We start from the raw sequence: 24,888 nt of genomic DNA on the forward strand, positions 1-24,888 counted from the left end.
CTGCCCTCGGCTCCCTGGCTCAAACAGTCCAAGGCGCAGCGCGCCCGGCATCGATTTGATATTTGGCGATGGCCTCGGCCACGATTGCGGGCTTGATCGTCCCCTCATCGGCGAGCGCCTTGAGCGCCGCGACCGCGACGTAGTGCCGGTCGACCTCGAAGAACTTTCTAAGCTTCACGCGGTAGTCGCTGCGGCCGAACCCGTCGGTGCCGAGCACGACGTAGCGACGCCCGGCCGCCTGGACATATTCCCGGATCTGGTCGGGGTAGTTGCGCATGTAGTCGGTGGAGGCCACGACCGGCCCTGGATGTCCCTTGAGCTGCGATTCCACCCAGCTCTCGCAACGCGGCTCGGTCGGATGCAGCAGGTTCCAGCGCTCCGCCGCCATGCCATCGCGGCGTAGCTCGTTGAAGCTGGTTGCGCTCCAGACGTCAGCGGTCACGCCGAAGTCTGCCTTGAGCAAATCGGCGGCCGCGATCACCTCGCGCAGGATCGTGCCCGACCCGACAAGCTGGACGCGGAGGCCCTTCTTCGCGGTCTCGCCTCCGTTCTTCAGGAGATAGAGCCCCTTGAGAATCCCCTCCTCCGCCCCTTCGCCTGCATCGGCAAGCGCGGGATGCGGATAGTTCTCGTTCATCAGGGTGAGGTAGTAGTAGACGTCCTCCTGCGCCTCGTACATCCGGCGCATGCCTTCGCGGACGATCGTCACGACCTCATAGGCGAAGGTCGGATCGTAGGAGATGCAGTTCGGGATGGTCGCGGCGAGCACGTGGCTGTGGCCGTCCTCGTGCTGCAATCCCTCGCCGTTCAGCGTAGTCCGGCCGGCGGTGCCGCCGAGCAGGAAGCCGCGGGCCCGCATGTCGCCCGCAAGCCAGGCGAGATCGCCGACGCGCTGCAAGCCGAACATCGAGTAGTAGATGTAGAACGGGATCATCGGCACGTTGTTCGTCGAGTAGGACGTCGCCGCAACGATCCAGCTCGACATCGCGCCGCCCTCGTTGATTCCCTCCTGGAAGACCTGTCCGCTCTTGTCTTCGCGGTAGTACATCAGCTGATCGGCGTCCTGCGGCCTGTAAAGCTGGCCGACCGACGAGTAGATGCCGAGTTGCCGGAACATGCCCTCCATGCCGAAGGTGCGGGATTCGTCCGGTACGATCGGCACGATGTGCTTGCCGATCACCTTGTCGCGCACGAGCGCACCGAGCAACTGCACGAAGGCCATCGTCGTCGAGATCTCGCGCTCGCCGGTGTTTTCGAGCAGCCGCTGGAACGTCGAGAGCGGCGGAATTTGCAAGAACGCGGATTTCCGCCGGCGTTGCGGTAGGTAGCCGCCGAGCTTTTCGCGCTGCGCCCGGAAATACTTCATCTCCGGACCATCTTCCGGCAGCCGGAGGAAGGGCACCTTGGCCAGGTCCGCGTCGGCGACCGGCACCTGGAAACGGTCACGAAAGCCGCGCAGCGCGTCTTGCGTCATCTTCTTCGCCTGATGGGCGATCATCTGGCCCTCGCCGGACTCGCCCATGCCGTAGCCCTTGACGGTCTTCGGCAGAATGACCGTGGGCTGGCCCTTGTGGTTCACGGCCGCGGTGTAGGCGGCAAAAACCTTCTCGGGATCGTGGCCGCCGCGCGCAAGCTGCCAGATCTCGTCGTCGCTCATGTCAGAGACGAGTTGCTTGGTTTCCTCGTACTTGCCAAAGAAGTGTTCGCGAATGTAGGCGCCGCTCTTGCTCTTGAAGTCCTGGTATTCGCCGTCGACGCATTCTTCCATGAGCCTTAGCAGCAGCCCACTCTTGTCCTTCTCCAGCAGGCGGTCCCAACCCGAGCCCCATAGCACCTTGATGACGTTCCAGCCCGCACCGCGGAAAACACTTTCGAGCTCTTGCACGATCTTGCCGTTGCCGCGGACGGGCCCGTCTAGCCGCTGGAGATTGCAGTTGATGACGAAGATCAAATTGTCGAGGTTCTCGCGGCCGGCGAGCGAGATCGCGCCGAGCGATTCCGGCTCGTCGGTTTCGCCGTCGCCCATGAACGCCCAGACCTTCCGGTTGGACGTCTCGGCCAGCTTGCGGTTCTCGAGATATTTCAAGAACCGCGCCTGATAAATCGCCATCAACGGCCCCAGCCCCATCGACACCGTCGGGAACTGCCAGAAGTCCGGCATCAGCCAGGGATGCGGATAGCTCGACAAACCCTTGCCGCTGGTCTCCTGCCTGAAGCTGAGGAGCTGCTCCTCGCTCAGTCGCCCCTCAAGGAAGGCGCGCGCATAGATGCCGGGGGAACAGTGCCCCTGCACGAAGATCAGGTCGCCGCCATGGGTCTCGGTCGGTGCGTGCCAGAAATGGCCGAAACCGATGTCGTAGAGCGTGGCGGCAGACTGGAAGCTGGCGATGTGGCCACCGAGCTCCGAGCTCTCCTTGTTGGCGCGCAGAATTATCGCCAGCGCATTCCAGCGAATGATGGAGCGAAGCTTGTGCTCGATCGCGCGGTCGCCCGGCAGCGCCGGCTGCTGCTCCAGCGGGATCGTGTTGCAATAGGGTGTCGTCAGCGACTGCTCGATCTGAAGGCCACCGCGTCGCGCGGCGTCGAGCATCGTATTGACGACGAACTCCGCGCGTTCGTTGCCGCGGTGCCCCCGGACCGCCGACAGGGCATCGAGCCATTCCCGGGTTTCCTGCGGGTCCTGATCGTGAGCGTCCGCGATCGTCATTACCTTCTCCATTGCATGCCAAGCCGCAGTCGCGTGCCAACGTTCATTGCGGTCCGCATTCATGCGGACACGCGCAATGCCGATCGGGTGATGTCCCGGTCGTTTCAGGTGATGGGTTGTGCGTTGGCTGGCATCTGAACGTCCCCTCGCGCTGCATGTTCTGAAGCTGTCGCTTCTTTTGGCAGATGCTTAAGCAGCATTCATGCCAGACAGCGAAAAGAACGGCATTCGCCTCGATGTCGTTCAACTTGCTCGGTTTTACCGGGCGGGTCGAAGCCCCCGCCTATGCATCCGGGCTCGATCCGTCTGAAGCTCCGGAAAACCGGCTAGAGCATCGCCCGAAATTTCGGATCAGCAGATGGAGGGTTCCGAATGCCGCGCGCAATGCCGGTAGCCGGCCTTGCACGTCGGGATCGAAAGTGCCCGCGCAAGGCAGCGCGCCCGGTCACCGCGTGAATCAACGCGGGACTACAAATCATGTTGACGTGCTTCACCGTGATAGATGAATGTCGGCGACCGCGCACGGGACGGCGTTGTTGTCGCGCCACGGCTCGCGCAAGACGGAACGTGTCGCCCAATCTGAGCGGAGCCGCCGCCATGTTCGGCTCTCGCACATCGCAAGGGGTGGGCGCATGACGGTGCTACTTGATTTCCTCAACGACGATCCGCGAACGAAGCTGCGGACCGATCGGCCGCGCCATCCCGAAAAGGTCAACCGCCCGGACACGCCGCTACAAAAAAAGCCCGCATGGATCCGCGTGAAAGCCCCCGGCTCCGCCCAATGGACCGAGACGCGACGTATCGTGCGCGAAAACAAGCTCGTGACCGTCTGCGAGGAAGCCGGCTGTCCCAACATCGGCGAGTGCTGGGCGAAGAAGCACGCGACCTTCATGATTATGGGTGACACCTGCACGCGCGCCTGCGCGTTCTGCAACGTGCGCACCGGCCTGCCCGACCCACTCGATGCCGACGAGCCCGGCAAGGTCGCCGACGCCGTCGCCAAGCTTGGGCTCGAGCATGTGGTCGTGACCTCGGTCGATCGCGACGACCTCGCCGACGGCGGGGCCGCCCATTTCGCAGCCACAATTGCGGCGATCCGCGCAATGAGCCCGGCGACCTCAATTGAAATCCTCACGCCTGATTTCCTGCGCAAGCACGGCGCACTCGAGACGGTCGTTGCCGCAAGGCCAGACGTGCTCAATCACAATCTGGAAACGGTGCCGTCAAAATATCTCGCGGTGCGCCCAGGTGCGCGCTATTTCCATTCGGTCCGACTCCTGCAACGCGTGAAGGAGCTCGACCCGCGCATCTTCACCAAATCGGGAATCATGGTCGGCCTCGGCGAGGACCGCAGCGAGGTGCTGCAGTTGATGGACGATCTGCGTTCCGCCGACGTCGATTTCCTGACCATCGGCCAGTATCTCCAGCCGACGCGCAAGCACCATGCCGTGATGCGCTTCGTGCCCCCTGATGAATTCGAGGCCTATCGGAAGACCGCCTATGCCAAGGGATTTCTCATGGTCTCGGCCACGCCACTGACGCGATCCTCACACCACGCCGGTGACGACTTCCGCAAGCTGCGCGAGCGCCGAAGCATTTAGCTATCTATGCGGCTCGATCGCGCTTCTCCACAAACCAACACCTAGCGCAAACCGACGCTCAGATTCACAGCCGTAGCTCAGGCTGAGCGGATTGGCAGGCAATATACGCTCGTCGTGCTCTCAAACGGATGGAGTCCGTTGGCGCTCTCGAGATTTTCTTTGATCTCCCGGTGCACACGTAGTGCGCACGCCGCTTCCTAACCGATTGAAAAACTAGAACTCTCGCTCCAATCATCATCGGGGCCATGGAAAACTTCCGATCTAACCCGTTAATTTTACTGAGATATTCCGCCTCTGCCCGACCCTTGATGTGATTGGAACGATTAAGAAATCTGGTGTGACGAAGCTTCCGCAACCTGGCTGTTCTAGAACCACATATGCACGAATTGGAAGTGGAAATCGCGTCTTCGGAGTCCCGGTGAACGCGTCACGCAAACGCTCAGCGAGAGGGCACACGCCACTCATAGGACACGCATCAAAGGCCCTCGAGCACTCAGCTTGGAGATATCGGCTTCGATCATGTCGGTCGGTCAGGTGAATCCAGGTTGCGCAGACGCTGCGCCATTCAATCGCGACCGCGCAGACCGAAGTTTCCGTCCCCTGGTCAGACGACGCACCCGATTGCTCACATCCGCGCATGATCCGCTTGTCTTGTGTGAATTACATTTGTCACAATGACAGATCATATGTATAGTTGATTGAGATGACACAAGCGGCTTAAGCGGCATCGTCAGCTAGGGAGGGCGCCGGAAGCTTCAGATCTCACGACTACAATGACCACTCCGCGCGGCGCGGGGCAGCGCATTCGATTCGAGCGACAGACCGCTGCGCGCCCAACGCACGGCATGACACGCGACCCAAAGCAGAGGCGCCATGGTCCGAGTTATTCAGATTTCCGATACGCATCTCAGCCCGAGCAAGCAGCACTTCGACGCGAACTGGGCGCCACTTGCCCGTTGGATCGCGCAGCATAAGCCAGATCTCGTCATACATACCGGCGACGTGACGGTCGATGCAGCCGATCAGGAAACCGACGCAGCATATTGCGCGACCCAACTGGCCTCGCTCGGCGTCCCTGTCGTGGCGGTTCCGGGAAATCATGACGTCGGCGAGGTCGGCAATCCGCATCAGCCGGTAAATGGCGAGCGGCTCGATCGCTTTCGCCGCCACTTCGGCGACGACCGCTGGCTACGCGATGTGGACGGTTGGCGCCTGATCGGCCTCAATTCAATGATCTTCGGCGGCGGCCACGAAGAGGCGCGGCAGACCGAATGGCTCGAGGCCGCGATGGCCGATGCAGCGGGGCGTCGCCTTGCCTGGTTCACCCACCGGCCGCTGTTCATCGAGTCACCGACCGAGGCCGACACCGGTTACTGGTCGGTCAAGCCGGAGCCGCGCCGCGCCCTTCTCGATCTGCTACAACGCTACCAGGTGGAGATCGTGGCCAGTGGACATCTGCATCGCTGGCACGAAATCCGGCTGAACGGCACGCACTACATTTGGGGGCCGGCGGCCGGCTTTCTGGTCGGTGAGAAACTGGCGCCGCCGATGGGCGGCGCTGCACGGCTTGGGGCGGTGGTCTACGACATCGACGGCGAAAATATCGACGTGAGCATTCGTCCGGTGCCCGGCCTCACCGATTACTGGATCGACGACGTCGTGCACGAAGTCTATCCACCGCGCGATGCTGAGGCGTGATCTGCGATGGCCGGCCTCACATTGCGCGGCATCCATAAGGCTTTCGGCGACACATCCGTCCTCAACGACATCGACCTCGATATTGCGGACGGCGAATTTCTGACGCTGGTTGGCCCCTCCGGCTGTGGCAAGTCGACGCTCCTGCGCATCATCGCCGGCCTCGAATCGCAGGACCGCGGTTCGGTGTCGATCGGCGGGACTTCGGTCGACCATATGCGGCCTCACGAGCGCAGAATCGCCATGGTGTTCCAGAATTACGCGCTCTATCCCCACATGTCGGTGTTCGACAACATAGCGCTGCCGCTCACCATGACGCGCCTCAACCTGTTCGAGCGCCTGCCCTTGATGCGTCATTTGTCGCTCCGCCGCAGGCGCGTCATGGACGAGATCGCGCGCGAGGTGCGGGCCGTCGCGGAGCAGCTTCGAATCGACACCTTCTTTCACCGCCGCCCCGGACAGCTTTCGGGCGGTCAACGGCAGCGCGTCGCGCTCGGCCGCGCAATGGTGCGTCATCCGCAGGCCTTCCTGATGGACGAGCCCTTGTCGAACCTCGACGCCAAGCTGCGCGTGCACATGCGCGGCGAGCTGACCGAGCTGCACGCGCGTCTCGGCGTCACGATGATCTACGTGACACACGACCAGATCGAGGCGATGACGATGTCTGATCGCCTTGCCGTGATGGATCACGGCGACATACTCCAGCTTGGCACCCCCGCCGATGTCTATGAACGGCCCGCCACGACCGCGGTCGCGCAGTTCATTGGCAGTCCGGCGATCAATCTATTTCAGGCCCATGTGGGGCCCAGCGGTCAGGTCGAGCTGCTCGGCCGGACGCTGCCGATCGATGTTCGCAACGCGCCGGCGCCGGAACTGACGGTCGGCGTGCGTCCGGAAGCGATGCGGATCGGAGGCGGACCGTGCGCCGTCACGTGCAGGCTCCGTCGCCGCGAGAATCTGGGCTCGGAAAGCATCCTTCACTTCGATCTCGCGGGCTCCCCGGAAGTGGCGGTGCTCTGCCGGGTCGACAACAGCATCCCGATCCCCGAGGGCGAAGTCCCGCTAGCCTTCGAGCCAAGGGATTGTCACGTGTTCGACCACAACGGTCAACGCATCGAGGTGGAAAGCCGCAATGCAGCCGGTCGAGACCTGCGCCGCGCGAGCGAGGTCCGATGACCACGGTCGCGGTTCAAATCACTCCGCTCGACGCGGCGCCGCCAGCCGGCCGCCAGCGATGGGTCGAGCGGTTCGCGGGCTTGGGCTTTGCCGCGCCGGCCTTCATCCTGCTGGTCCTGACGAATCTGGCGCCGCTGGCTGCTCTCGCCTTCCTGAGTTTCACCAACTACGAGCTGGGTGCGCTCGACTTCTCGTTCGTCGGCTTCAAAAACTTCGGCGCGGCGCTGCAGGATCCCGTGATTCGTCGCTCGGTGACCAATACCCTGCTCTACGTGGCGATTGTCGTGCCCGGCGGCGTCCTGATCTCGCTGCTGGTCGCACTCCTGATCCACCAGCGCAAGCGCACGCGCAGCCTCTATGAGGTTATCTATTTTCTCCCCGTCACCTCGACGCTCATCGCAATGGCCACGATGTGGCAGTTCCTGCTGCACCAGACCCTGGGGCTCATCAATCAGGCGCTCAAGGGACTGGGGTTCGCGGAGACAGCTTTCCTGAGCGAGCCGCGCCTCGTCATCCCGACGCTCGCCGCGATCGGCATCTGGCAGCTCGTCGGCTTCAACATGGTGCTGTTTCTCGCCGGCCTCTCGGCTATTCCCCGCGATCTCTACGAAGCCGTCGATATCGATGGCGCGAGCCACCCCATTGACCGCTTCCTGAAAGTGACGTGGCCGATGCTCGGTCCGACGACGATGTTCGTGACCGTGACGACCTTCATCACCGCCTTCAAGATCTTCGACACGGTTGCGGTGATGACGCGTGGAGGCCCCGGAGGCGCATCCGAGGTGCTGCTGTATGCCATCTATCTGGAGGGGTTTCAGTACTTCCACATGAGCTATGCGGCGACGCTCACGCTGGTCTTCCTGGCGTTCACCCTCGTGTTCTCGGTGCTGCAGACCTTCATCCTCGACCAACGGGTGCACTATTGAAGCGCACATCGGCCACGATCACTCGCCCGCCGACGCCGGTGGCGATCCGGATGCGGCGCCTCGTGTCGCTTGCGCTCGTCCATGCGGTGCTGATCGGCGGCGCCGTCTTCATGCTGCTGCCGTTCGTTTTCATGCTGACGAGCGCGATCAAGCCGCCGGGCGAGATCTTCGAGGCGACGTTCCGGCTCTGGCCGCGCCAGTTCTACGGATGGCAGAATTTCGAATCTGCCCTGAGCACCGCGCCACTGCTGCGTTTTCTGCTCAACGGACTCATCGTCTGCGGCGGAATCCTCGTCGTCCAGCTGCTGGTCGCGATTCCCTGCGCCTATGCGCTCGCCAAGCTGAAGTTTCCGGGACGGCCGATCCTGTTTTCGCTGGTCCTGCTCGGACTCTGCATTCCGGTCCAGGCGCCCTCGCTCCCGCTCTACATCGCGTTCGCCGAACTCGGCATCCTCAACACCTACCTCTCGATGATGATGCCCTTCTTCCTGTCGGTGTTCGCGATTTTCCTGTTCCGCCAGTTCTTCAAGTCCTATCCGGATGAGATCATCCAGGCCGCGCGGCTCGACGGCGTCGGTGAGTTCGAAATCGTGTGGCGCATCGTCGTGCCGAGCGCATGGCCGGCGATCGCGGCGTTTTCGATCTTCTCTGTCGTGGCGCACTGGAACGACCTGTATTGGCCGCTCATCGTCGTCTCCGACACCAAGCTCGCGACGCCGCCGCTCGGCATGATGTATTTCGCCGATTCCGAGTTGGGCTCGAATTACGGGGCGCTCGCCGCCGGCGCCACCATCATCACGGCGCCGCTGGTCTTCGCGTTCCTGATCGCGCGGCGGCATTTCCTTGCCGGCATCACGATGACCGGAATCAAATGACTTCAACAACCGCTAGGGAGACACCGTCATGCTGCATCGCCGAGACCTCCTGAAAAGCGCCGCGGCCGTTGGGACGACCGCGCTTTCAAGCCCGCTCCTGACGCGATCTGCCCACGCGCAGGACGTTACGCTGGATGTCCTTTATGCCTTTCCTGCCTTCGCGAAATTCCATGAGCCGATCGCCCAGGAGTTCATGAAGCGGCAGTCGGGCATCAAGATCCAGTTCCGGGCGCCGGCGGCGAGCTATGACGAAGGTCATCAGACTATGCTGCGGCAGGCCGTCACCAACCAGCTGCCCGACGTCTACTATTCGGGTTATCACCTCCTCGCCGAGCTCGTGCGCACGCTGGTGAAACGCAACCAGATCACCGAGGTCGCCTCGCTGCTGCAGAAGGAGGACGCCGCCTGGCGCAAGGCCAACTATTCCGACGGAATCCTGGCCCTCGGGGCGGTCGACGGCAAGATCTACGGCCTCGCATTCAATGTGTCGCTGCCGGTCATCTATTTCAACACGCAGCTCGTGAAGGAGGCGGGCGGCGATCCGGACAGGATGCCCGACAACTGGACGGACATGATCGCGCTCGCCGTCAACATCAAGAGCAAGGGATCCGATGTCGCCGGCATAGCCTATAACATCCATGACTGGCCCGACGACTGGCTGTTCCGTTCCCTGATCCTGCAAGGTGGCGGGCAGATGCTCGACGCGTCGGAAACCACTGCCGGTTTCGGCAAGGATGCCGGGCTGAAGGCTCTGGTCCACTGCCGGCGGTTCGTGGCCGATGCCAAGATGCCGCTGATCGATTGGGACTCCTCGCGCCAGCAGTTCATCGCCGGGAAAATCGGCATCTTCGCCGACACGCCGGCCCGGTTGCGCCAGGTCACGGATCTGATCGGCGACAAGTTCACCTTGCGCACCTGCACCTTCCCGATCGACGACAAGCAGAAAGGTGGGCTGCCCACCGGCGGCAACGCGGCAATCATCACGGCGAAAGATCCGGCGAAGCAGCGGGCCGCCTGGGAGTTCCTGAAATTCGTGAGCGGACCTGAAGCGCAGAAAATCGTGGTGGAGACTACGGGCTACATGCCGACCAATTTGCGCGCCTCGGGGCCCGACTTCCTGGCTCCGTTTTACGACAAGAACCCGAACTTCCGCACCGTGTCGCAGCAGATCGAGCGCGCGAAGCCATGGCAGGGCTATCCGGGCGGACAGTCCGTGAAGATCTGGCGCACGCAGCGCGAGATCATCCATGCCGTCATGCGCGGCGAGACGACCGCCGAGGCCGGGCTCGATCGCATGGTCAAGGAAAGCAACGCCTTGATGAAGAGTTCGTAAGCAACGGACAGCCGGCCACAGCAGGTGACCAAGCGCTGTTAAAGGCCCTTCTCCCCGGAACAGGACTCCCGTGTTCATCATTGCCCAGCTGAGCGATTTCCATGTGCGTCCGCATGGCAGGAGAGCTTACGGAGACATCGATACCAACGCGATGTTTCACGACGCGATCGACGCCGTGCTGAACCTCGGTCCGCAACCCGACTGCGTCGTGGTCAGCGGCGATCTGACCGACTGCGGGCTCGAGGAGGAATACGAGATTGTCGCCGCCGGCCTGGCAAGGCTGCCGATGCCGGTATTCGTCATCCCCGGCAACCACGACCGGCGCGAGCAGTTCATACGGTCGCTGCGACCACGCCACCGCTATCTTCCGTCCGACGGCTTCATCAACTTTGTCGTGGATGAGTTCCCTGTCCGGCTGATTTTCCTCGACAGCGTCGAGGTCGGGCAGATCCACGGGACCTTCTGCGCGGCGCGGCAACAATGGCTGCGCGAAGTGCTCGCGGAAGGCCCCAGCAAGCCGACGGTCATTATCATTCATCATCCGCCGTTCCTCGTCGGAGCCGACGGAATGGACGAGCTGGGTATCAGTGACGCTACAGCGCTCAACGCAATCATCAAGGACCATCCGGACACCGAACGTGTGCTGTGCGGTCACTATCACCGCTCGATCACGGTGCGCTACGCAGGGACCGTGGGCTATGTGGCGCCGAGCACGGCGCACCAGGTCGCGCTCGACCTGCGGCCAGGTCGTGGTAACCGCTTCATCAAGGAGCCGCCGGGATTTGCCTTGCACTGTTGGCGGCCGGACATGGGCATCAGCAGCCATCTCGTCCCGATCGGAGACTTTGGTCGTCCGTTCGACATCGCGCCCGATCGGGACGATCCGGGAACCGAGGAGCGCAAGAGCCTTCCGACGCTGCTATGGCGCGCAGAGGCCGTCGTTGCTGAGGCTGCAGCCAGGCTGGTCGCGATGCAATCCACGCCGCTACGCACAGAGCGCAAGGACGGGCTCGATATCGTCACCGAGGCGGATCTTGCCTCCGAGGCGATCGTCGTCGCGGGCTTGAAGGCGCTGACGCCGGATGCCGGCATCCTGGCCGAGGAGAGCGGCGCGAGCCAAGGGGACAATGCGGCGCGCTGGATCATCGATCCGCTCGACGGCACGATCAACTACGCGCAGGGACTGCCGTGGTTTTCCGTGACGGTCGCCTACGAGGTCGACGGTGAGACGAAACTTGGCCTGATCAACGCTCCCAAGATCGGACTGACTGCGCGCTATCTCGCGGGGGAAGGCGCAACGATCGATGGCGTGCCCGCCCGCGTCTCCACGACGCGTTCGCTGTCAGATGCGGTCGTCTCGGTGATTCTGACCTCGCATTTCTCGCCCGACGAAGTCCAGCGGACGACGCGTGTAATCGAACTGCTCGGCAAAGTGGCGCGCGGCGTGCGTATCGTCGTCTCGGGCGCCTTCGAGACGACGATGGTGGCCTCGGGTCGCCTGGACGGCTTTGTCTCATTGAAAGCCGACATCGTTTCGCACGCTGCCGCGTTGCCGATGGTGTGGGCCGGCGGCGGGAAGGTCACGACACTGACGGGGCGTCCGTGCAGCAACGACGATCTCGACAAGATCGCCTCCAACGGATTGATCCATGAGGAACTGCTGACTCTCCTGCGCCAGGCGCTGCGATGACGGAGTTTTATCTCGGAAACAGCTTATCGCGGATGTAGCGCGACGTCGGGGTCAGTCTGGCGCCGCGCGGCTTGCGCCAAACCGCTCGATCGATCTCCTTCTTGTCGCCGACCTTCAGGCGCCCCGACACCTTCTTGGCCAGGAAGATCGCATCACTCATCCGCCGGCCGGTTCGGCTCTTTCTCGCCTTCACTTCCTTCCATAGTTTCAACGGCCCGAGCTTCAGCTTGGGAAGCTCCTCCTTGATCTCGCGACGAAGGCATCTCCTGTCGCTCTCGCCTGCTCGCCTTCGGCCGCCGGGAAACATCCAGAGCCCGTCGCGCCTGCGCCTGACCATCAGGACGCGTCCCTTTCTTGCGACGACCAGCTTCGACGATTTCGCCATTGGCACCAGTCCTGCCGAGCACCTGCGAGAGAGCGCTCAATCTACGGGCAGATGATCGCCTTGATGATGCCGTCGCGCCGCGCGACCTGCTGCTCGAACGCGGCAGGCGTCTGGTCGAGCGAGAAACGATGCGTGGCCAGCGGCGCCAGCTTGACCTGCCCGCCTTGCGCAAGCGCGATGGCGCGCGGATAAACTTCCGGCATGCGCCGTGAAAACTTGATCGACAGGCCCTTTCGACGCGACTCCGCGCCGCTGAGGACGTACTGATTATTCTCCGGGATGCCGACGAGGACGACCCGGCCACCGATGCGGGCGCAACGCGCCGCATGCTCGAAGCCGTGCGATGAGTCGGTTGCCTCGATCACCAGATCGACGCCGCGGCCTTCGGTGGCGTCCCCGACCTCGGCGTAGCTGCGGCACGCCACGTCCGCCCCGAGATCACAGGCCAGTGCAGTACGCTGCTCGACGGGGTCGATCGCGATGATCTTTCCGCTACCTGCAAGCCGCGCCAGTTGCACGAGCAGCAATCCCACCGGCCCGCAGCCGAGCACCGCCACGCTTTCCAGAAGCCGCGGGCGCGCCAGATCCATCGCATGGATCGCGACGCCAAGCGTCTCCAGGATCGCCGCGCCGGCCGGGTCGATGCTGTCAGGCACCAGATGCACGGCGGATCGGGGCACACAGACGAATTCGGCCATGGCGCCATTGTGAGGCGCGTAGCCAAGGAATTTCACGTTGGGGCAGAGATTGGTGTGACCGCGGTGACACCATTCGCAACGGCCGCAGGGAATGGAAGGATCGACCGCCACCAACGCGTCGGCCGAGAACCCCGCTTTTCGCGCCGAGTCCGGCGTGAGGACACCCGAGAACTCATGGCCCAGGACGAACGGCCTGACTTGGGTCGGGCCAGTTGTTCCGCCCTCGAGATAGGAATGCAAATCGCTGCCGCAAACGCCGACAGCCTTGACGCGGATGATGAGTTCGTCCTCCGCGAGCGGCTTCGGCTCGGGGATATCGAGGACGCGGATGTCACGAATGTCCTGGAGCACCGCAGCGCGCATGTCGACGCCATCCTTCTGAGCAGTTGTCTCCCTCATATTACATATGTAATCCTTAAGTGACAAATGCTTTTGCGCGCCGTTCGGCGCGCACGGGGCCTCGCGCCCTCGGTGTCGAAGGCGTGGATCCCTCTTCGTTGTGAGAAAACGGCTATTTCTGCTTGTCGATCAGTTTCAGCGCGGCGACGGCGGTGTTCTCGTCCGTCACCAGCACCTTGCCGATCCGCCCGCGCAGCACCGCGGCGATGATCGGCGCCTTGTTGAGCCCCCCGGCGATCAGCATCGACGTCGGCACGCGCGCCAGCTTCTCGAGCGGCAGCGCAATGGCGCGGCTGTTGATGCCGTGATCTATGGGCCGGCCGGTCTTGTCGAGAAATTGCGCCAGGACGTCGCCGACGGCGCCTGCCGCCCGCAGGTGCTCGGCACGAACGTCCGGCGGCAGCCCATGCCGCATCAGCAGCGAGCGCGGCGTCAGATCTCCCATGCTCAACAGCGCTAGATCGATCTTCTCAACGCTGTTCAGCACCTCCTGATAGACCTCCTGGGCCAGGAAGGTGTCGCGCGAGCGCCGGCTGCTGACAAAGATCGGGGCGGCCAGATAGCTGCACTGGGCGTGCAGCCGGTGCGCGAGCTCACCCGCAATCTCGAAGGTGTTGAGCTCGAGTCCACGCGACAGGCCCCCCATCATGGAGACGATGGAGAGCTCGGGATAGTCCGCCGGCGTGACGTAACGGATGGTCTCACGCAAGGTCGCGCCCCATCCGATACCGATGATGCGCGGCCGCTTCTGTTCGAGGAATTTCGATAAATACGCGCCCGCCGCCATCCCGATCAGGCTGCCGACCTGCTCGGGATTCTCCGGGCTCGGGATGACGACCGCGTCCTCCAGACCGCATTCCCGGCGCAGGCGGTGCTCCAGCTCCGTGCAGCTCGCAAAGGCGGAGTTGAGGCGGATGCTGACGATACCGGTCTGCCGGGCATCCGACAGCATGCGATTGACGCGGGCGCGGGTCAGCCCGAGCCGCTCGCCGATCTCGGCCTGGGTCAGGTTCTCCATGTAGTAGAGCCAAGCGACCCGCAGGATGGTTTGATCAGTCACGGCGCAGCCCCCCGCAGCGGCCCCAAGGCACAGTCAGACGTCGGAGCATTTGAGGCGATCTTTCGTTGGTCGTCAAATCTCTGCGATGCGGATTTCGTCATGCGGCCTTCGCGCCCGGCACGCCATCCTCGACCACAAAGCTCGTCAGCCGGCGCACCGCGCTCGCGGCATCCTTGACGTCGTCGAGCGCCTCGAATCCCACGGTGCAATGCCGGGCGTCGAGCTCCACGGTCGCATAGCCGCGCTTGTCGCCACGCGCGTAGACCAGATGCGGATTCTCCGCCAGCGCCTTGCGCACGCTGGCTTCGCTCGGACCGTCTGAGGTGATCGACGTGCCGACGAACTCGGTCGCAACGGTCGGTCGATCCGGCCGGGCGAAATCATGCTTCAGATCAGCGGCAAAGAAGGCGTGACGGTCGCCGCCGATCACGATCGGATTGCGTCGGCGTTGCGCCACGAGCGAATCGAGGAGACGGCGGCGGGCGTTGGGATAGCCGTCCCAGCCGTCCATCCAGAAGTGAGCACCATCGTCCCCTTCCCGCTTGTCCTGCGCCATCAATGTCTGCTGCGCGACGATCGTCCAACGGCCGCGACAGTCGCGCAGGCGGGCATCGAGCCACTGTTCCTGTTGTTCGCCGAGCATCGTCCGCGCTTCATCCGTCCTGCTCACACAGTCAGCCGCCCAGGTCGGACGCCCGCTACCGACGCAGGCCGATGCCGAGCGATATTGCCGGTCGTCGAGCAGCAGCACGTCGAGCGTCTCGCCGAAGCGATAGTGTTCATAGATCGTGGCATCCGCGCCGCGGGGGCGCGCCGAGGGTGGCAGCGGCATGTGCTCGTAATAGGCCTGATAGGCTGCCGTACGGATTTTGAGGAACTGAGCGGCATCGCGCGCCGTATAGGAGCGATCATTGGCATAATCGTCCATTACCTCGTGGTCGTCCCAGACCGAAAGCCAGGGAAAGGCAGCGTGCGCCGCTCGCAGGTCGGGATCGCTCTTGTAGAGCGCGTAGCGGTTGCGGAATTCCTCGAGCGTCGTCGGAATTCCGACGCCGTGCTGGCGGACGTGGCGCGATCCCCAGGATTTCTCGTAGATATAGTCGCCGAGATGCACGACCAGGTCGAGATCACGCGCGGCGATGTCGCGGTAGGCGGTAAAGTAGCCCTGCTCGTATTGCTGGCAGGATGCGAAAGCAAAACGTAGAGGCCGCGCCGCCCTGGCGGGCGCGGTTCGGGTGCGTCCGACCGGGCTGAGCGCCGGGCCGGCACGGAAGCGATACCAGTAGACGCGGTCTGGCCGCAGCCCCGTCGCCTCGGCATGCACGGAATGCGCAAGCTCCGCGGTCGTCCGCACGACGCCGCGGGAGGCGATGTGCGAGAAGGCCTCGTCGTCAGCAACCTGCCATTCGACGTCCACAGTGGCGTCCCGCATGCCGCCGCCGTCGAGCGGCTGCGGCGCAAGGCGGGTCCACAGGATGACGCGATCCTCCCGCGGGCATCCGGACGCAACACCGAGCGTGAACGGATCCGCGCTGAACGAAACCGGCGCTCCCCGCACGAACCCGGCGGGTGCAGCCAAGGCGGCGCTCGCCAGCGATCCCACGAGAAAGCGGCGGCGGGGAATCATGGGCGCGCCGGCATCGTTTCGAGCCTGCGGCGAATGCTCACGGCGATATCCGGCCGATCGGTCGTGATCTGCCGCACCGGTTGCGAGAGCCAATAGGCGATATCCTCCGGCTCGTTAGTCACCCATGCGCCAAGGCGCTCGGATCCGAGCACCTTGAGGGCGAGCGGCAACGCGAGCCCCAGGAGTGATTTTTCGACCGCGACAATGCAGCCGGGAATGGCGGCCAATCGCGTCAGCGCAGGCTCAATTCCGCCCATCATCTCCGCCGAACGACGGTCGAGCGAAACGAGCACCCGCGCCTCCGGCCACAGCCGGAGCACGGTCTCGATCACGCCGGGCACGAAGCAGGTGATGATTGCACGCCGTTCCAGGCCCCGGCGCTTGATCTGGTCGATCAGCCTCGCTTCGAGGCCCGAATAGGAATTGCCAAGCGCATCCGTCTTGATCTCGATGTGGAGCTCAAGCGTGGTGTCGCTGAACACGTCGAGCACCTCGTCCAAGGTCGGAATGCACTCATCGCCCGCATCACGAAGACGCATCGCCGTCAAGCGCTGCAGGCTGCGCTCGCCCACCGGTCCGCTCTCGAATGTGGTGCGGTCGAGCAGCGGATCATGGATCACGACGACACCGCCGTCCGTGCTCTGATGGACGTCGAACTCGACTGCGTCGACCCCTTCCCTGCACACATTGCGGAAGCCCGTCAGGCTGTTCTCTGGCCAAAGATTGCGTCCGCCGCGATGCCCGGCGATGAAAACCATGATCAGTCCCTATTTGCTGCTGTCGACAAGACCCTTGATGAACCAGCGTTGCAACAGCAGGACGACCAACACCGGCGGCAACATCGTGAGGAGCGCACCACTCATGGCGATGTTCCAGGCTGGCTCGCTGTCGGAGCGGGGAATCAGGCCCTTCAACGCAATGACCGCCGTTGCCATGTCCTTATCGGTCGTGAACAGCAAAGGCCAGAGATATTGATTCCAGCCGAACAGGAACAGGATGATGGCGAGCGCCACCATGTTCGGAACTGACAGCGGCAGCAGGATGCTCCAGAAGAAGTGCAGCGGCGAGGCGCCATCCAGCCTCGCCGCCTCGCACAGCTCCTCCGGGATCGTCAGGAAGAATTGGCGAAAAAGGAACGTGGCGGTGGCCGAGGCGATCAGCGGAAGGATCAGCCCCGGATAGGTGTTGACCATGTTCCATTCGAGCGCGATCGCGACCTCGTGCCCGCTGATCCAGTGCCAGAGATCGGCGACACGCAGCGTATCCAAGAGCCATTGCAGCGGCAGCGCTGCATTGGCCACGGCCTCGAAGGTCGGCACGATCCGAACCTCGATCGGCAGCATCAGCGACATGAAGATGAGCCAGAACGCGAGCATCCGATAGCGGAACCGAAAGTAGGTGATCGCGAACGCCGAGAGCAGCGAGACCGCGATCTTGCCAGCCGTGATGCCGAGCGCCACGACGACTGAATTGAAGAAGGTGCGGCTGAAATTGCCCTTGCTCCAGGCCAGTTGCAGATTGTCGAAGAACTGGCCTCCCGGCAGCCATGGCAACGGCACCTTCTGCACCTCGGCCACCGTGAGCGAGCCGGCCACGAACGCGAAATACAGGGGTATGCAGACCGTCAGTGCGCCCGCGATCAGGATCGCGTGGCAGAGCATGTTAAGGACCGGTGAGCGTTCCACCATGCGGCTAGACCCCGTAATTGACCTTGCGGTCGAAGTAGCGGAATTGCAGCAGCGTGCAGATCAGCGCAAAGCTCATCAAGAGAACCGACTGTGCAGCCGAAGAGCCGAGATCGAGATTGACGAAGCCGTCGACGAAGACCTTGTAGACCAGAATGTTGGTTGCACCGGCCGGGCCGCCTTTGGTTACGGCATCGATGATGGCGAAGGTTTCGAAGAAGCCATAGATGAAATTCATCACCGTGAGGAAGAAGATGGTGGGCCCGAGCATCGGCAGCGCGATCGAGACGAAGCGGCGGATCGGCCCCGCCCCGTCCACGGCGGCAGCCTCCATCAGCGACACCGGCACCGCGAGCAAGCCCACGACGAGGAAGATGTAGTCGTAGCAGATGTGCTTCCATGACGCGGCGAGCGTCACCAGGATCAGCGCATCGGTCGGGTTGAGGTTGGGGTCCCACGCAATGCCGAAGCCGTGCAGCACCTGCGCGAGCGGGCCGACCGCCGGATTGAACAGGAAGGCCCACAGGATGCCGGCGATCGCGGGCGCGATGGCATACGGCAACAGGATGATGGTGCGATAGGCCGAACGCCCCCGCACGATCCTGTCGGTCGCGAAGGCGAGCACGAGCGCGCTTCCCAATGTGAGCACGTTCTGCATCACCGTGAACCAGAACGTCACTGCGATCGACTGCCGATAGTCGCTGCTCGCGAGCAGCGACTTGAAATTGTCGAACCACACGAACTGGACGTTGTTGCCGAAGGGATCACTGAGCAGAACGGATTGCGTCAGCGCCCGCAGCGAGGGGATGAAGAAGAAGAACAGCAGGATCAGCAATTGCGGCAGCAACAGCAGCGTCGGCAGGCCGGGACCCTCGCCGAAATTGGCGCGCTTCAGTCCCGCTTCCTGCTCGCGCCGCCGCGCCTTGCCTGAGGCGCGCGCGCCGCCGGCGGATCCGGCGGCGACGGCCTTGGACCCACCGCTCCCGTGCTTTCGCTGAAGCACGGGCGCGCGCGCATCACGCCAGGGGATCGACAGGCGCAGCGTCATGGACGCTCGGTTTCCGGAGTCTTGCCGGCATTGAGCTTCTCGAACTGCCGCAAGATCTCGTTACCCCGCTTGACTGCGTCATCCATCGCCTGCTGCGGCTGCTTCTGACCGGCGAACACCGCCTCGACCTCCTGGCGCTGAGCCAGCATGGTCTGCACGAAATTGCCGAAGCGGAAGCCGCGCGAGTTCTCGTTCGGCGTGCCGCGCGAAAGCTGCAGCACCGCGATCTCCCGGGTCGGATGATCCTTGTAATAGCCCCGCTCGCGCGCGAGCTCATAGGCCCGATTGGTGGCGGGAACATAGCCGGTGGCGCCGTGCCACCAGACCTGAGTCTCCGGTTGCGCGACGAAGTCCAGGAAAGCCGCGACGGCCTCGTATCGCTCCGGCGTGTGGCCCTTCATGACCCAGATGGCCCCACCCCCGATCGTGCTGTTGAGAGGCGGATTGATGTCGCTCTCGTGCGGCAGGAAGGTGGCGCTCCAATTGATGGTCGCATTGCGCTCGATGTTGCCGTGCGACGCGGTCGAATTGACGAAGGTCGAGCACCGCCCCGACGTGAACAATTGTTCCGGACTGAAGCCCTGACCCGCGATCTGCATCACGCCGTCATCGAGCCATTTCTTGAGCCGCGCGACTTGCGACACCACCTTCGTCTTGTTGTAGACGAACTCGGTGCCGAGCCCGTCGAAGCCGTTCGCTAGCGTACCGTAGGGCTGATTGTTGATGGCGCTGTAGTTCTCGAGCAGGCTCCAGTAGAAATCGCCTGGCAGGACCGTGCCGCACTCGCTGATCCCCTTGGACTTGATGGTGTAGAGCTGCTTCTCCAGCTCCTGCCAGGTGTCGGCCGGCTTGTCGAAGCCGGCCTTCTGGAAGTGATCCTTGTTGTACCAGAAGATCGGCGTCGACGAGTTGAAGGGCATCGCCGACATCCGGCCCTTGTAGCTCCAGAAGCTTGCGACGGGTTTGATGAAGTCCGAGAAGTCGATCTTGTAACCTTTCTGCTCCACCAAATCCTGCACGGGGACAATGGCCCCTGAAAGCAGCATCGTCATGTAACCGCGCTCGGCGATCTGCACCATCTCCGGCGGCCGCTTGGCGCGATAGGCGGCGATCACCCCGTTGGTCACCTCGTCATAGTTCCCCTTGGCGACCGCGACGACCGTATACTTGTCCTGCGACTTGTTGAACTTCTCGACCAGCTCATTGAGCCGATCGCCGAGGACGCCACTCATGGCGTGCCACCACTGGACCTCGACCCGCGCCTGCGCCGGACCAACCAATGCCAACGCGCCGAACAAGGCCGCAATGAATGCGACTTTCCTACCCATGGGCAGCCCTCCCTCGCCGGGCAAAACTGCCCGTCTTATACATTTGTATTTCTATCATGACATATGTGTCGAGATCATGAAAGAGGGTCGAGCCCCCTCTCCTTCGGGCAGTGCCGGCGTAGAAGGCGACCCGTGCCTGGGGACGCGGGATCCGGTGGCAAAGGGGCTATGAAGCGCTTCGAATTGCCCGGCCGACCTTCTGCAGCGCTTCGAAGGCTCGAAAGCGCCGATCGGCCCAGTCTGCGAGAGCGGCCTGGGGTCGAGAGATGTCTCCCAGAACCGACATCGCCTCCATCGCCTCGCCGAGATTGGCATGGTTGCCCGATGCAACTGATCCAAGCATCGCGGAGCCGAGCAGGACGGCCTCCGGGGATGCCGACGCAGCCACCGTCAAACCCGTCATATCGGCGAGGACCTGCCGCACAAGGCGGCTCTTTGCGGCGCCCCCGCTGACCACGATCGTATCGACCGCGATGCCCTTGTCCTGCTGGGCGCGAACGATCTGCCTGGCCCCGCAACCGAGACCGCACAGGCCGGCAAGATAAAGCGCCAGCAGGCTCTCCAGATCCGAGCGCATATCGAGCCCGGCAATCAGCGCACGCGCTTCGGGGTCCGCGAACGGCGCGCGATTACCGAGGAACTCGGGGACGACATGAACCTCGCCGACCAATTGCGGAATCATTCCGTCACCGCCGCGCGATTCGGTTTCCGAAGCGAGCCAATCGGCAAGCGTCTGCTGCTTCTGGCGTGCCGCCTGCGTCGCTTGCGCGGAATGCGGATGCATCTGCAACAGATGCTCGATGGCAGCGCCGGCGGCCGACTGCCCGCCTTCATTGAGCCAAAGCCCGGGCACCATGGCGGAGAAATAGGGTCCCCACACGCCGGGGACGAAGGACGGATCCGGCGTGGTCGTCATGGTACAGGCGGACGTTCCGAACACATAGGCCATGCGCGTCAGCACCGTGCCCGCCGTGCCGCGCGCGCCCACCGTACCAACACCGCCGGCATGTGCATCGATGAGGCCGGCAGCGACCGGCGTACCCGTCGCGAGTCCGAGATCGGCCGCAGCCTCCGCCGTCAGGCCCGCCGCAAGCCTCGTTCCGCCGGGCACGATCTCGGTGCCGATCCTGCGGAACTGCTCGTCCGCTAGCACGCCGAGGCCGACCCTGCGGAAGAATTGATCGTCCCAGCGGTTTTCGTGGCCCAGATAGGTCCACTTGCACGTCACGGTACAGATGGAGCGAGACAGGCTCCCCGTCGCACGCCAGGTGAGAAAATCGGTCAAGTCCATGAATTGCCACGCACGGGAAAACGTATCGGGCATGTTTTCGGCGAGCCACAACAGTTTCGGCGTCTCCATCTCGGGGGAGATCGTTCCGCCGATATAGTCGAGAACCGTCTCGCTTGTCTGGTTGATCCGGCGAGCCTGATCGGCGGCGCGGTGATCCATCCATACGATGACATTGCGAGCAGGATCGCCGGACGGCCCGACGGGCAGCGGCGCGCCCCCTTCGCCCAGCACCACCAGCGAGCAGGTCGCGTCGAAGCCGATGCCGGCGATGCAGTTCGGCGCGATGCCGGCCTGCGCCACCGCGCCGCGCACGCTGCGGCATACGGCACGCCAGATGTCCTCGCTCGAGTGCTCGACGATGTCGCCTGCCTCCCGCCAAAGTGCGATGGGAGCGTTGTCACTCGCAAGGAGCTTGCCCGAGCGATCGAACACGCCGGCCCGCGCGCTGCCGGTGCCGACATCGATGCCAAGAAAATGGCGGTCATCGGATTGTTTGGTCATCTGGATCGCCAATCGGAGAATGCTACAGATCGTTGCTCTGCGGCAGAATGACGAGGTCGCGGATGGTGACGTTCCTCGGACGCGTCAACATGAAAAGCACCGCCTCTGCGACCTCCACCGGCTGCATCAAGCCGCCTGCCGCCATTTCTTCCTCGATCTTCTCTTTGGGCCAGTCTTTGATGAGCGCGGTCACGACCGGACCGGGTGCAACGGCGCCGACGCGCAAACCGTGTTTGGCGACCTGGCGGCGCAGCGTATGCACGAAAGCCTGCACTGCGTGCTTGGAGGCGGTATAGATCGGCTCCCAGACGACGGGGACGAGACCTGCGATCGAACTGGTGACGATGATGTCGCCGCTTTTGCGTTCGACCATATGCGGCAGCACCGCATGGATCGACCGGAACAGCGCATTGATGTTCAAATTGAGCATGCGGTCCCAGGCGTCGGGATCGCCGCCAAGCACCTCACCGCCGACATAGGCACCTGCATTCGCATGGAAGATGTCCAGCTGGCCCGCCTTCTCCAGCACCTGCGGCATCACGGCTCGCACGCTCTCGGGATCGGTGAGGTCGATGCGTAACGGAATCGCCTGATCGCCCAGCTCCACGCAGGCTTTGCTCAGCGCCTCCTCCGCCCGATCGATCAGCACCACCCGCGCGCCCGCGCCGATCAAAGCTCTGGCGCATTCGAGACCGATGCCCGATGCGGCTCCGGTGATCGCGGCAACTTTTCCTGCAAGTTCCTGGGCCAAGGCTTGTCCTTTTCTTGTTCGAGTTATTCAAGCTCGGCCATGGGAGAGACGCGAGCGCCGTGCCAGCGAATCGACAATGACCGCAATGGCAAGGACCGCGCCCGTAATCATGTACCGTAGCGACGAGGAGAGATCGAGCAGCGTCAGGCCGCTCGCGATGGATTGGATGACGATCACGCCGAGCAGAGCGGAATAGGCGGTCCCTCGACCGCCGAACAGGCTCGTGCCACCGATGACCGCGGCGGCGATCGCGTTGAGGTTCACATCCCCGGTCCCGGCCTGCTGGCTGGAAGATGCCAGCCGCGCCGCGGCAAGAATGCCGCCGGCCGCCGCCAGCGTGGAGCAAAGCACGAACGCGGTCAGATAGACCCGGCGAACGTTGATGCCGGCCCGGCGGGCCGCCTCGCGATTGCCGCCGACGGCAGACATCGAGCGGCCCCATTTGGTCCGCGTCAACGCGTAGTTCATGACCACGCACAGGCCGACAAACAGACCGAACATCCACGGAATGCCGCGGCCGAGATTGAGATAATAGACGACGAATTCGAGCATGACGGTGACCAACAGCGCCTTCAGCACCATGCGGCCGAGCGAACTGGCCGATAGCCCCGCCTGCCGCCGGCGCATCGCTGTGCGATAGCTGGTCACGAACATCACAAGGCTCGCAACCGCCGCCAGCACGTAGGACACGATTGGCGGCATGACGAGCATCTGCCCGAAATTGACCAGTGGAGATCCGTACGGAAGGTTGATCGAGCCCGAGGAGCCGAGCAGATACAGCTGCAGGCCGAGCCAACCCAGCAGGCCGGCCAGGGTCGAGACGAAGCTCGGCATCCCCAGGCGATTGAACAGAAATGCGTAGAGCGCGCCGATGGCAGCGCCCAGCACCAACGCCGTGACGATCGCCACAGCGACGGGCCAATCCTGACCGACCCAAAGCACGCCGACGAGCGCTGAAGCGAACCCGCTCACCGAACCGACCGAGAGGTCGATCTCGCCGACCATCAGGATACAGACGATGCCCAGCGAGATCACCCCCACCGTCGAACAATCGAACAGCAAATTGACCAGATTGTTAGGCGCCAGAAAAACAGGATTGAGACTCTCGAACGCCGTGCAGATGACGATGAGCCCGACGACCACCGGCAGCGAACCGAGGTCGCCCGACCGCACGCGGTCCACAAAGGCGCTGATCGTATTGCCGAGCGTGTCCGCGTGCCTGACCCGCTCGTCGCTGCGGTCGTGCAGGCACGCGGTCGAAACCTGTTGCGTGTCGTCGGTCATCGCCCAAGCTCCGGCGACTGATGGGCCCGGCGCCGGCTGGCGCGGCGCGAGACCGAGTTTTCGTCCGCACCGGTGATCGCGGTGACGAGATCCTGGTTGGAAGCGTCGGGCTCGAACTCGCCGTTGTTGCGGCCGAGGCGCAGCACCACGATCCGGTCCGCGACCGCGCGGACGTCCTCCATGTTGTGGCTGATCATGATGACGCCGAGGCCGCGGGCGCGGACGCGCTCGACGAGGTCGAGCACCTCGGCGGTTTGGGCGACGCCGAGCGCGGCGGTGGGCTCGTCGAGCAGGATGAGCTTCGGCTCGGTCAGCAGTGAACGCGCGATCGCCACGGTCTGGCGCTGTCCGCCGGAGAGCGAAGCAACCGGCTCACGCACGCTCGGGATCCGCGCCGACAATTCGTTGAGCAGCGTCCAGGCGCGGAGCTCCATCGAGACCTCGTCGAGCCGCATCGGATTGAGCTCGCGGCCGAGGAAGATATTTGCGACCACATCAAGATTCTCGCAGAGCGCAAGGTCCTGGAACACGGTGGCGATACCAAGACCGAGCGCCGCGGCGGGATCGGATAGGATGACATGCTCGCCGCCGAAGGCGATCGTTCCAGAGCTGGGCTGGTGCACGCCGGCAAGGATCTTCACCAGCGTGGATTTTCCAGCACCGTTGTCGCCCACGAGCGCCACGACCTCGCCGGCATGCACGTCGAGATCGACGCTGGTCAGGGCGGACACGGCGCCGAAATGCTTGGAAATTCCGCGAAGACTCAAGACCGGCTTGCGCGGTCCACCCTGCGCGTGATCGACATCCGAGATCGGGGTCATGTGCCAG

General features: G+C 63.5%; 20 protein-coding genes. 7 read left to right on the plus strand and 13 right to left on the minus strand.

Annotation, left to right across the window (positions count from 1 at the left end; translation table 11 throughout):
• Positions 1-19 precede the first annotated feature (19 nt).
• Complete coding sequence (aceE, locus tag AABA84_RS32555; RefSeq protein ID WP_445083433.1) at positions 20-2,707, minus strand: pyruvate dehydrogenase (acetyl-transferring), homodimeric type; 2,688 nt, start codon at positions 2,705-2,707, stop codon at positions 20-22.
• 632 nt (positions 2,708-3,339) lie between these two features.
• On the opposite strand from aceE, the gene lipA reads away from it, so the two are divergent.
• From lipA to AABA84_RS32590, 7 genes are all read left to right on the plus strand, one after another.
• A complete protein-coding gene (gene lipA / locus AABA84_RS32560) occupies positions 3,340-4,308 on the plus strand; it encodes a lipoyl synthase (protein WP_038946239.1) in 969 nt (322 codons plus the stop codon).
• An 873-nt stretch (positions 4,309-5,181) separates the two neighbouring features.
• Positions 5,182-6,006: a metallophosphoesterase family protein gene (locus AABA84_RS32565; protein WP_338314179.1), complete on the plus strand. Its 825-nt coding sequence runs from the start codon at positions 5,182-5,184 to the stop codon at positions 6,004-6,006.
• 6 nt (positions 6,007-6,012) lie between these two features.
• On the plus strand, positions 6,013-7,179 hold the full coding sequence (locus tag AABA84_RS32570) for an ABC transporter ATP-binding protein (protein WP_338314180.1): 1,167 nt from the start codon (positions 6,013-6,015) through the stop codon (positions 7,177-7,179).
• Positions 7,176-8,105, plus strand: a complete 930-nt coding sequence (locus tag AABA84_RS32575) for a carbohydrate ABC transporter permease (protein ID WP_338314181.1) — start codon at positions 7,176-7,178, stop codon at positions 8,103-8,105. Before AABA84_RS32570 ends, AABA84_RS32575 begins: the two co-directional genes overlap by 4 nt.
• A gap of 50 nt (positions 8,106-8,155) precedes the next feature.
• On the plus strand, positions 8,156-8,980 hold the full coding sequence (locus AABA84_RS32580) for a carbohydrate ABC transporter permease (protein ID WP_212246900.1): 825 nt from the start codon (positions 8,156-8,158) through the stop codon (positions 8,978-8,980).
• A gap of 28 nt (positions 8,981-9,008) precedes the next feature.
• Entirely contained in the window at positions 9,009-10,313 is a 1,305-nt protein-coding gene (locus AABA84_RS32585; protein ID WP_338314182.1) for an ABC transporter substrate-binding protein, read from the plus strand.
• Positions 10,314-10,383: 70 nt separating this feature from the next.
• On the plus strand, positions 10,384-12,003 hold the full coding sequence (locus tag AABA84_RS32590; RefSeq protein ID WP_338314183.1) for an inositol monophosphatase family protein: 1,620 nt from the start codon (positions 10,384-10,386) through the stop codon (positions 12,001-12,003).
• 7 nt (positions 12,004-12,010) lie between these two features.
• Here AABA84_RS32590 and AABA84_RS32595 read toward each other — a convergent pair whose 3' ends face one another.
• The 12 genes from AABA84_RS32595 to AABA84_RS32650 all read right to left on the minus strand — a co-directional run bounded on the left by AABA84_RS32595 (position 12,011) and on the right by AABA84_RS32650 (position 24,881).
• Positions 12,011-12,388 carry an NUDIX hydrolase gene (locus AABA84_RS32595; RefSeq protein WP_038946233.1) on the minus strand — a complete coding sequence of 126 codons (378 nt, stop codon included), beginning with the start codon at positions 12,386-12,388 and terminating at the stop codon, positions 12,011-12,013.
• Between the two features lie 41 nt (positions 12,389-12,429).
• Positions 12,430-13,449 (minus strand): zinc-dependent alcohol dehydrogenase, encoded by a 1,020-nt coding sequence (locus tag AABA84_RS32600; protein WP_028145350.1) that lies wholly within the window; start codon positions 13,447-13,449, stop codon positions 12,430-12,432.
• A gap of 148 nt (positions 13,450-13,597) precedes the next feature.
• Positions 13,598-14,545, minus strand: a complete 948-nt coding sequence (locus AABA84_RS32605) for a sugar-binding transcriptional regulator (RefSeq protein WP_338309367.1) — start codon at positions 14,543-14,545, stop codon at positions 13,598-13,600.
• Between the two features lie 97 nt (positions 14,546-14,642).
• On the minus strand, positions 14,643-16,172 hold the full coding sequence (locus AABA84_RS32610) for an alkaline phosphatase D family protein (protein ID WP_212246834.1): 1,530 nt from the start codon (positions 16,170-16,172) through the stop codon (positions 14,643-14,645).
• Complete coding sequence (locus tag AABA84_RS32615; RefSeq protein WP_212246836.1) at positions 16,169-16,930, minus strand: glycerophosphodiester phosphodiesterase family protein; 762 nt, start codon at positions 16,928-16,930, stop codon at positions 16,169-16,171. Before AABA84_RS32615 ends, AABA84_RS32610 begins: the two co-directional genes overlap by 4 nt.
• A gap of 9 nt (positions 16,931-16,939) precedes the next feature.
• Positions 16,940-17,860, minus strand: a complete 921-nt coding sequence (locus tag AABA84_RS32620; protein ID WP_212246838.1) for an ABC transporter permease subunit — start codon at positions 17,858-17,860, stop codon at positions 16,940-16,942.
• 4 nt (positions 17,861-17,864) lie between these two features.
• Positions 17,865-18,905 (minus strand): ABC transporter permease subunit, encoded by a 1,041-nt coding sequence (locus AABA84_RS32625; protein ID WP_212246840.1) that lies wholly within the window; start codon positions 18,903-18,905, stop codon positions 17,865-17,867.
• Positions 18,902-20,233: an extracellular solute-binding protein gene (locus AABA84_RS32630; RefSeq protein ID WP_212246843.1), complete on the minus strand. Its 1,332-nt coding sequence runs from the start codon at positions 20,231-20,233 to the stop codon at positions 18,902-18,904. The genes AABA84_RS32625 and AABA84_RS32630 overlap by 4 nt, the downstream gene beginning before the upstream one ends.
• 166 nt (positions 20,234-20,399) lie before the next feature.
• Positions 20,400-22,025, minus strand: coding sequence for an FGGY-family carbohydrate kinase (locus AABA84_RS32635; protein ID WP_212246902.1), 1,626 nt, complete (start codon positions 22,023-22,025; stop codon positions 20,400-20,402).
• 22 nt (positions 22,026-22,047) lie between these two features.
• Positions 22,048-22,776 carry an SDR family oxidoreductase gene (locus AABA84_RS32640; RefSeq protein WP_212246845.1) on the minus strand — a complete coding sequence of 243 codons (729 nt, stop codon included), beginning with the start codon at positions 22,774-22,776 and terminating at the stop codon, positions 22,048-22,050.
• 27 nt (positions 22,777-22,803) lie between these two features.
• Positions 22,804-24,060, minus strand: coding sequence for a sugar ABC transporter permease (locus tag AABA84_RS32645; protein WP_338314184.1), 1,257 nt, complete (start codon positions 24,058-24,060; stop codon positions 22,804-22,806).
• Positions 24,057-24,881, minus strand: coding sequence for an ATP-binding cassette domain-containing protein (locus AABA84_RS32650; protein ID WP_212246849.1), 825 nt, complete (start codon positions 24,879-24,881; stop codon positions 24,057-24,059). Before AABA84_RS32650 ends, AABA84_RS32645 begins: the two co-directional genes overlap by 4 nt.
• Between the last annotated feature and the right edge of the window lie 7 nt (positions 24,882-24,888).

This window comes from Bradyrhizobium sp. TM239, from assembly GCF_036247985.1.
Classification (GTDB): domain Bacteria; phylum Pseudomonadota; class Alphaproteobacteria; order Rhizobiales; family Xanthobacteraceae; genus Bradyrhizobium; species Bradyrhizobium ottawaense.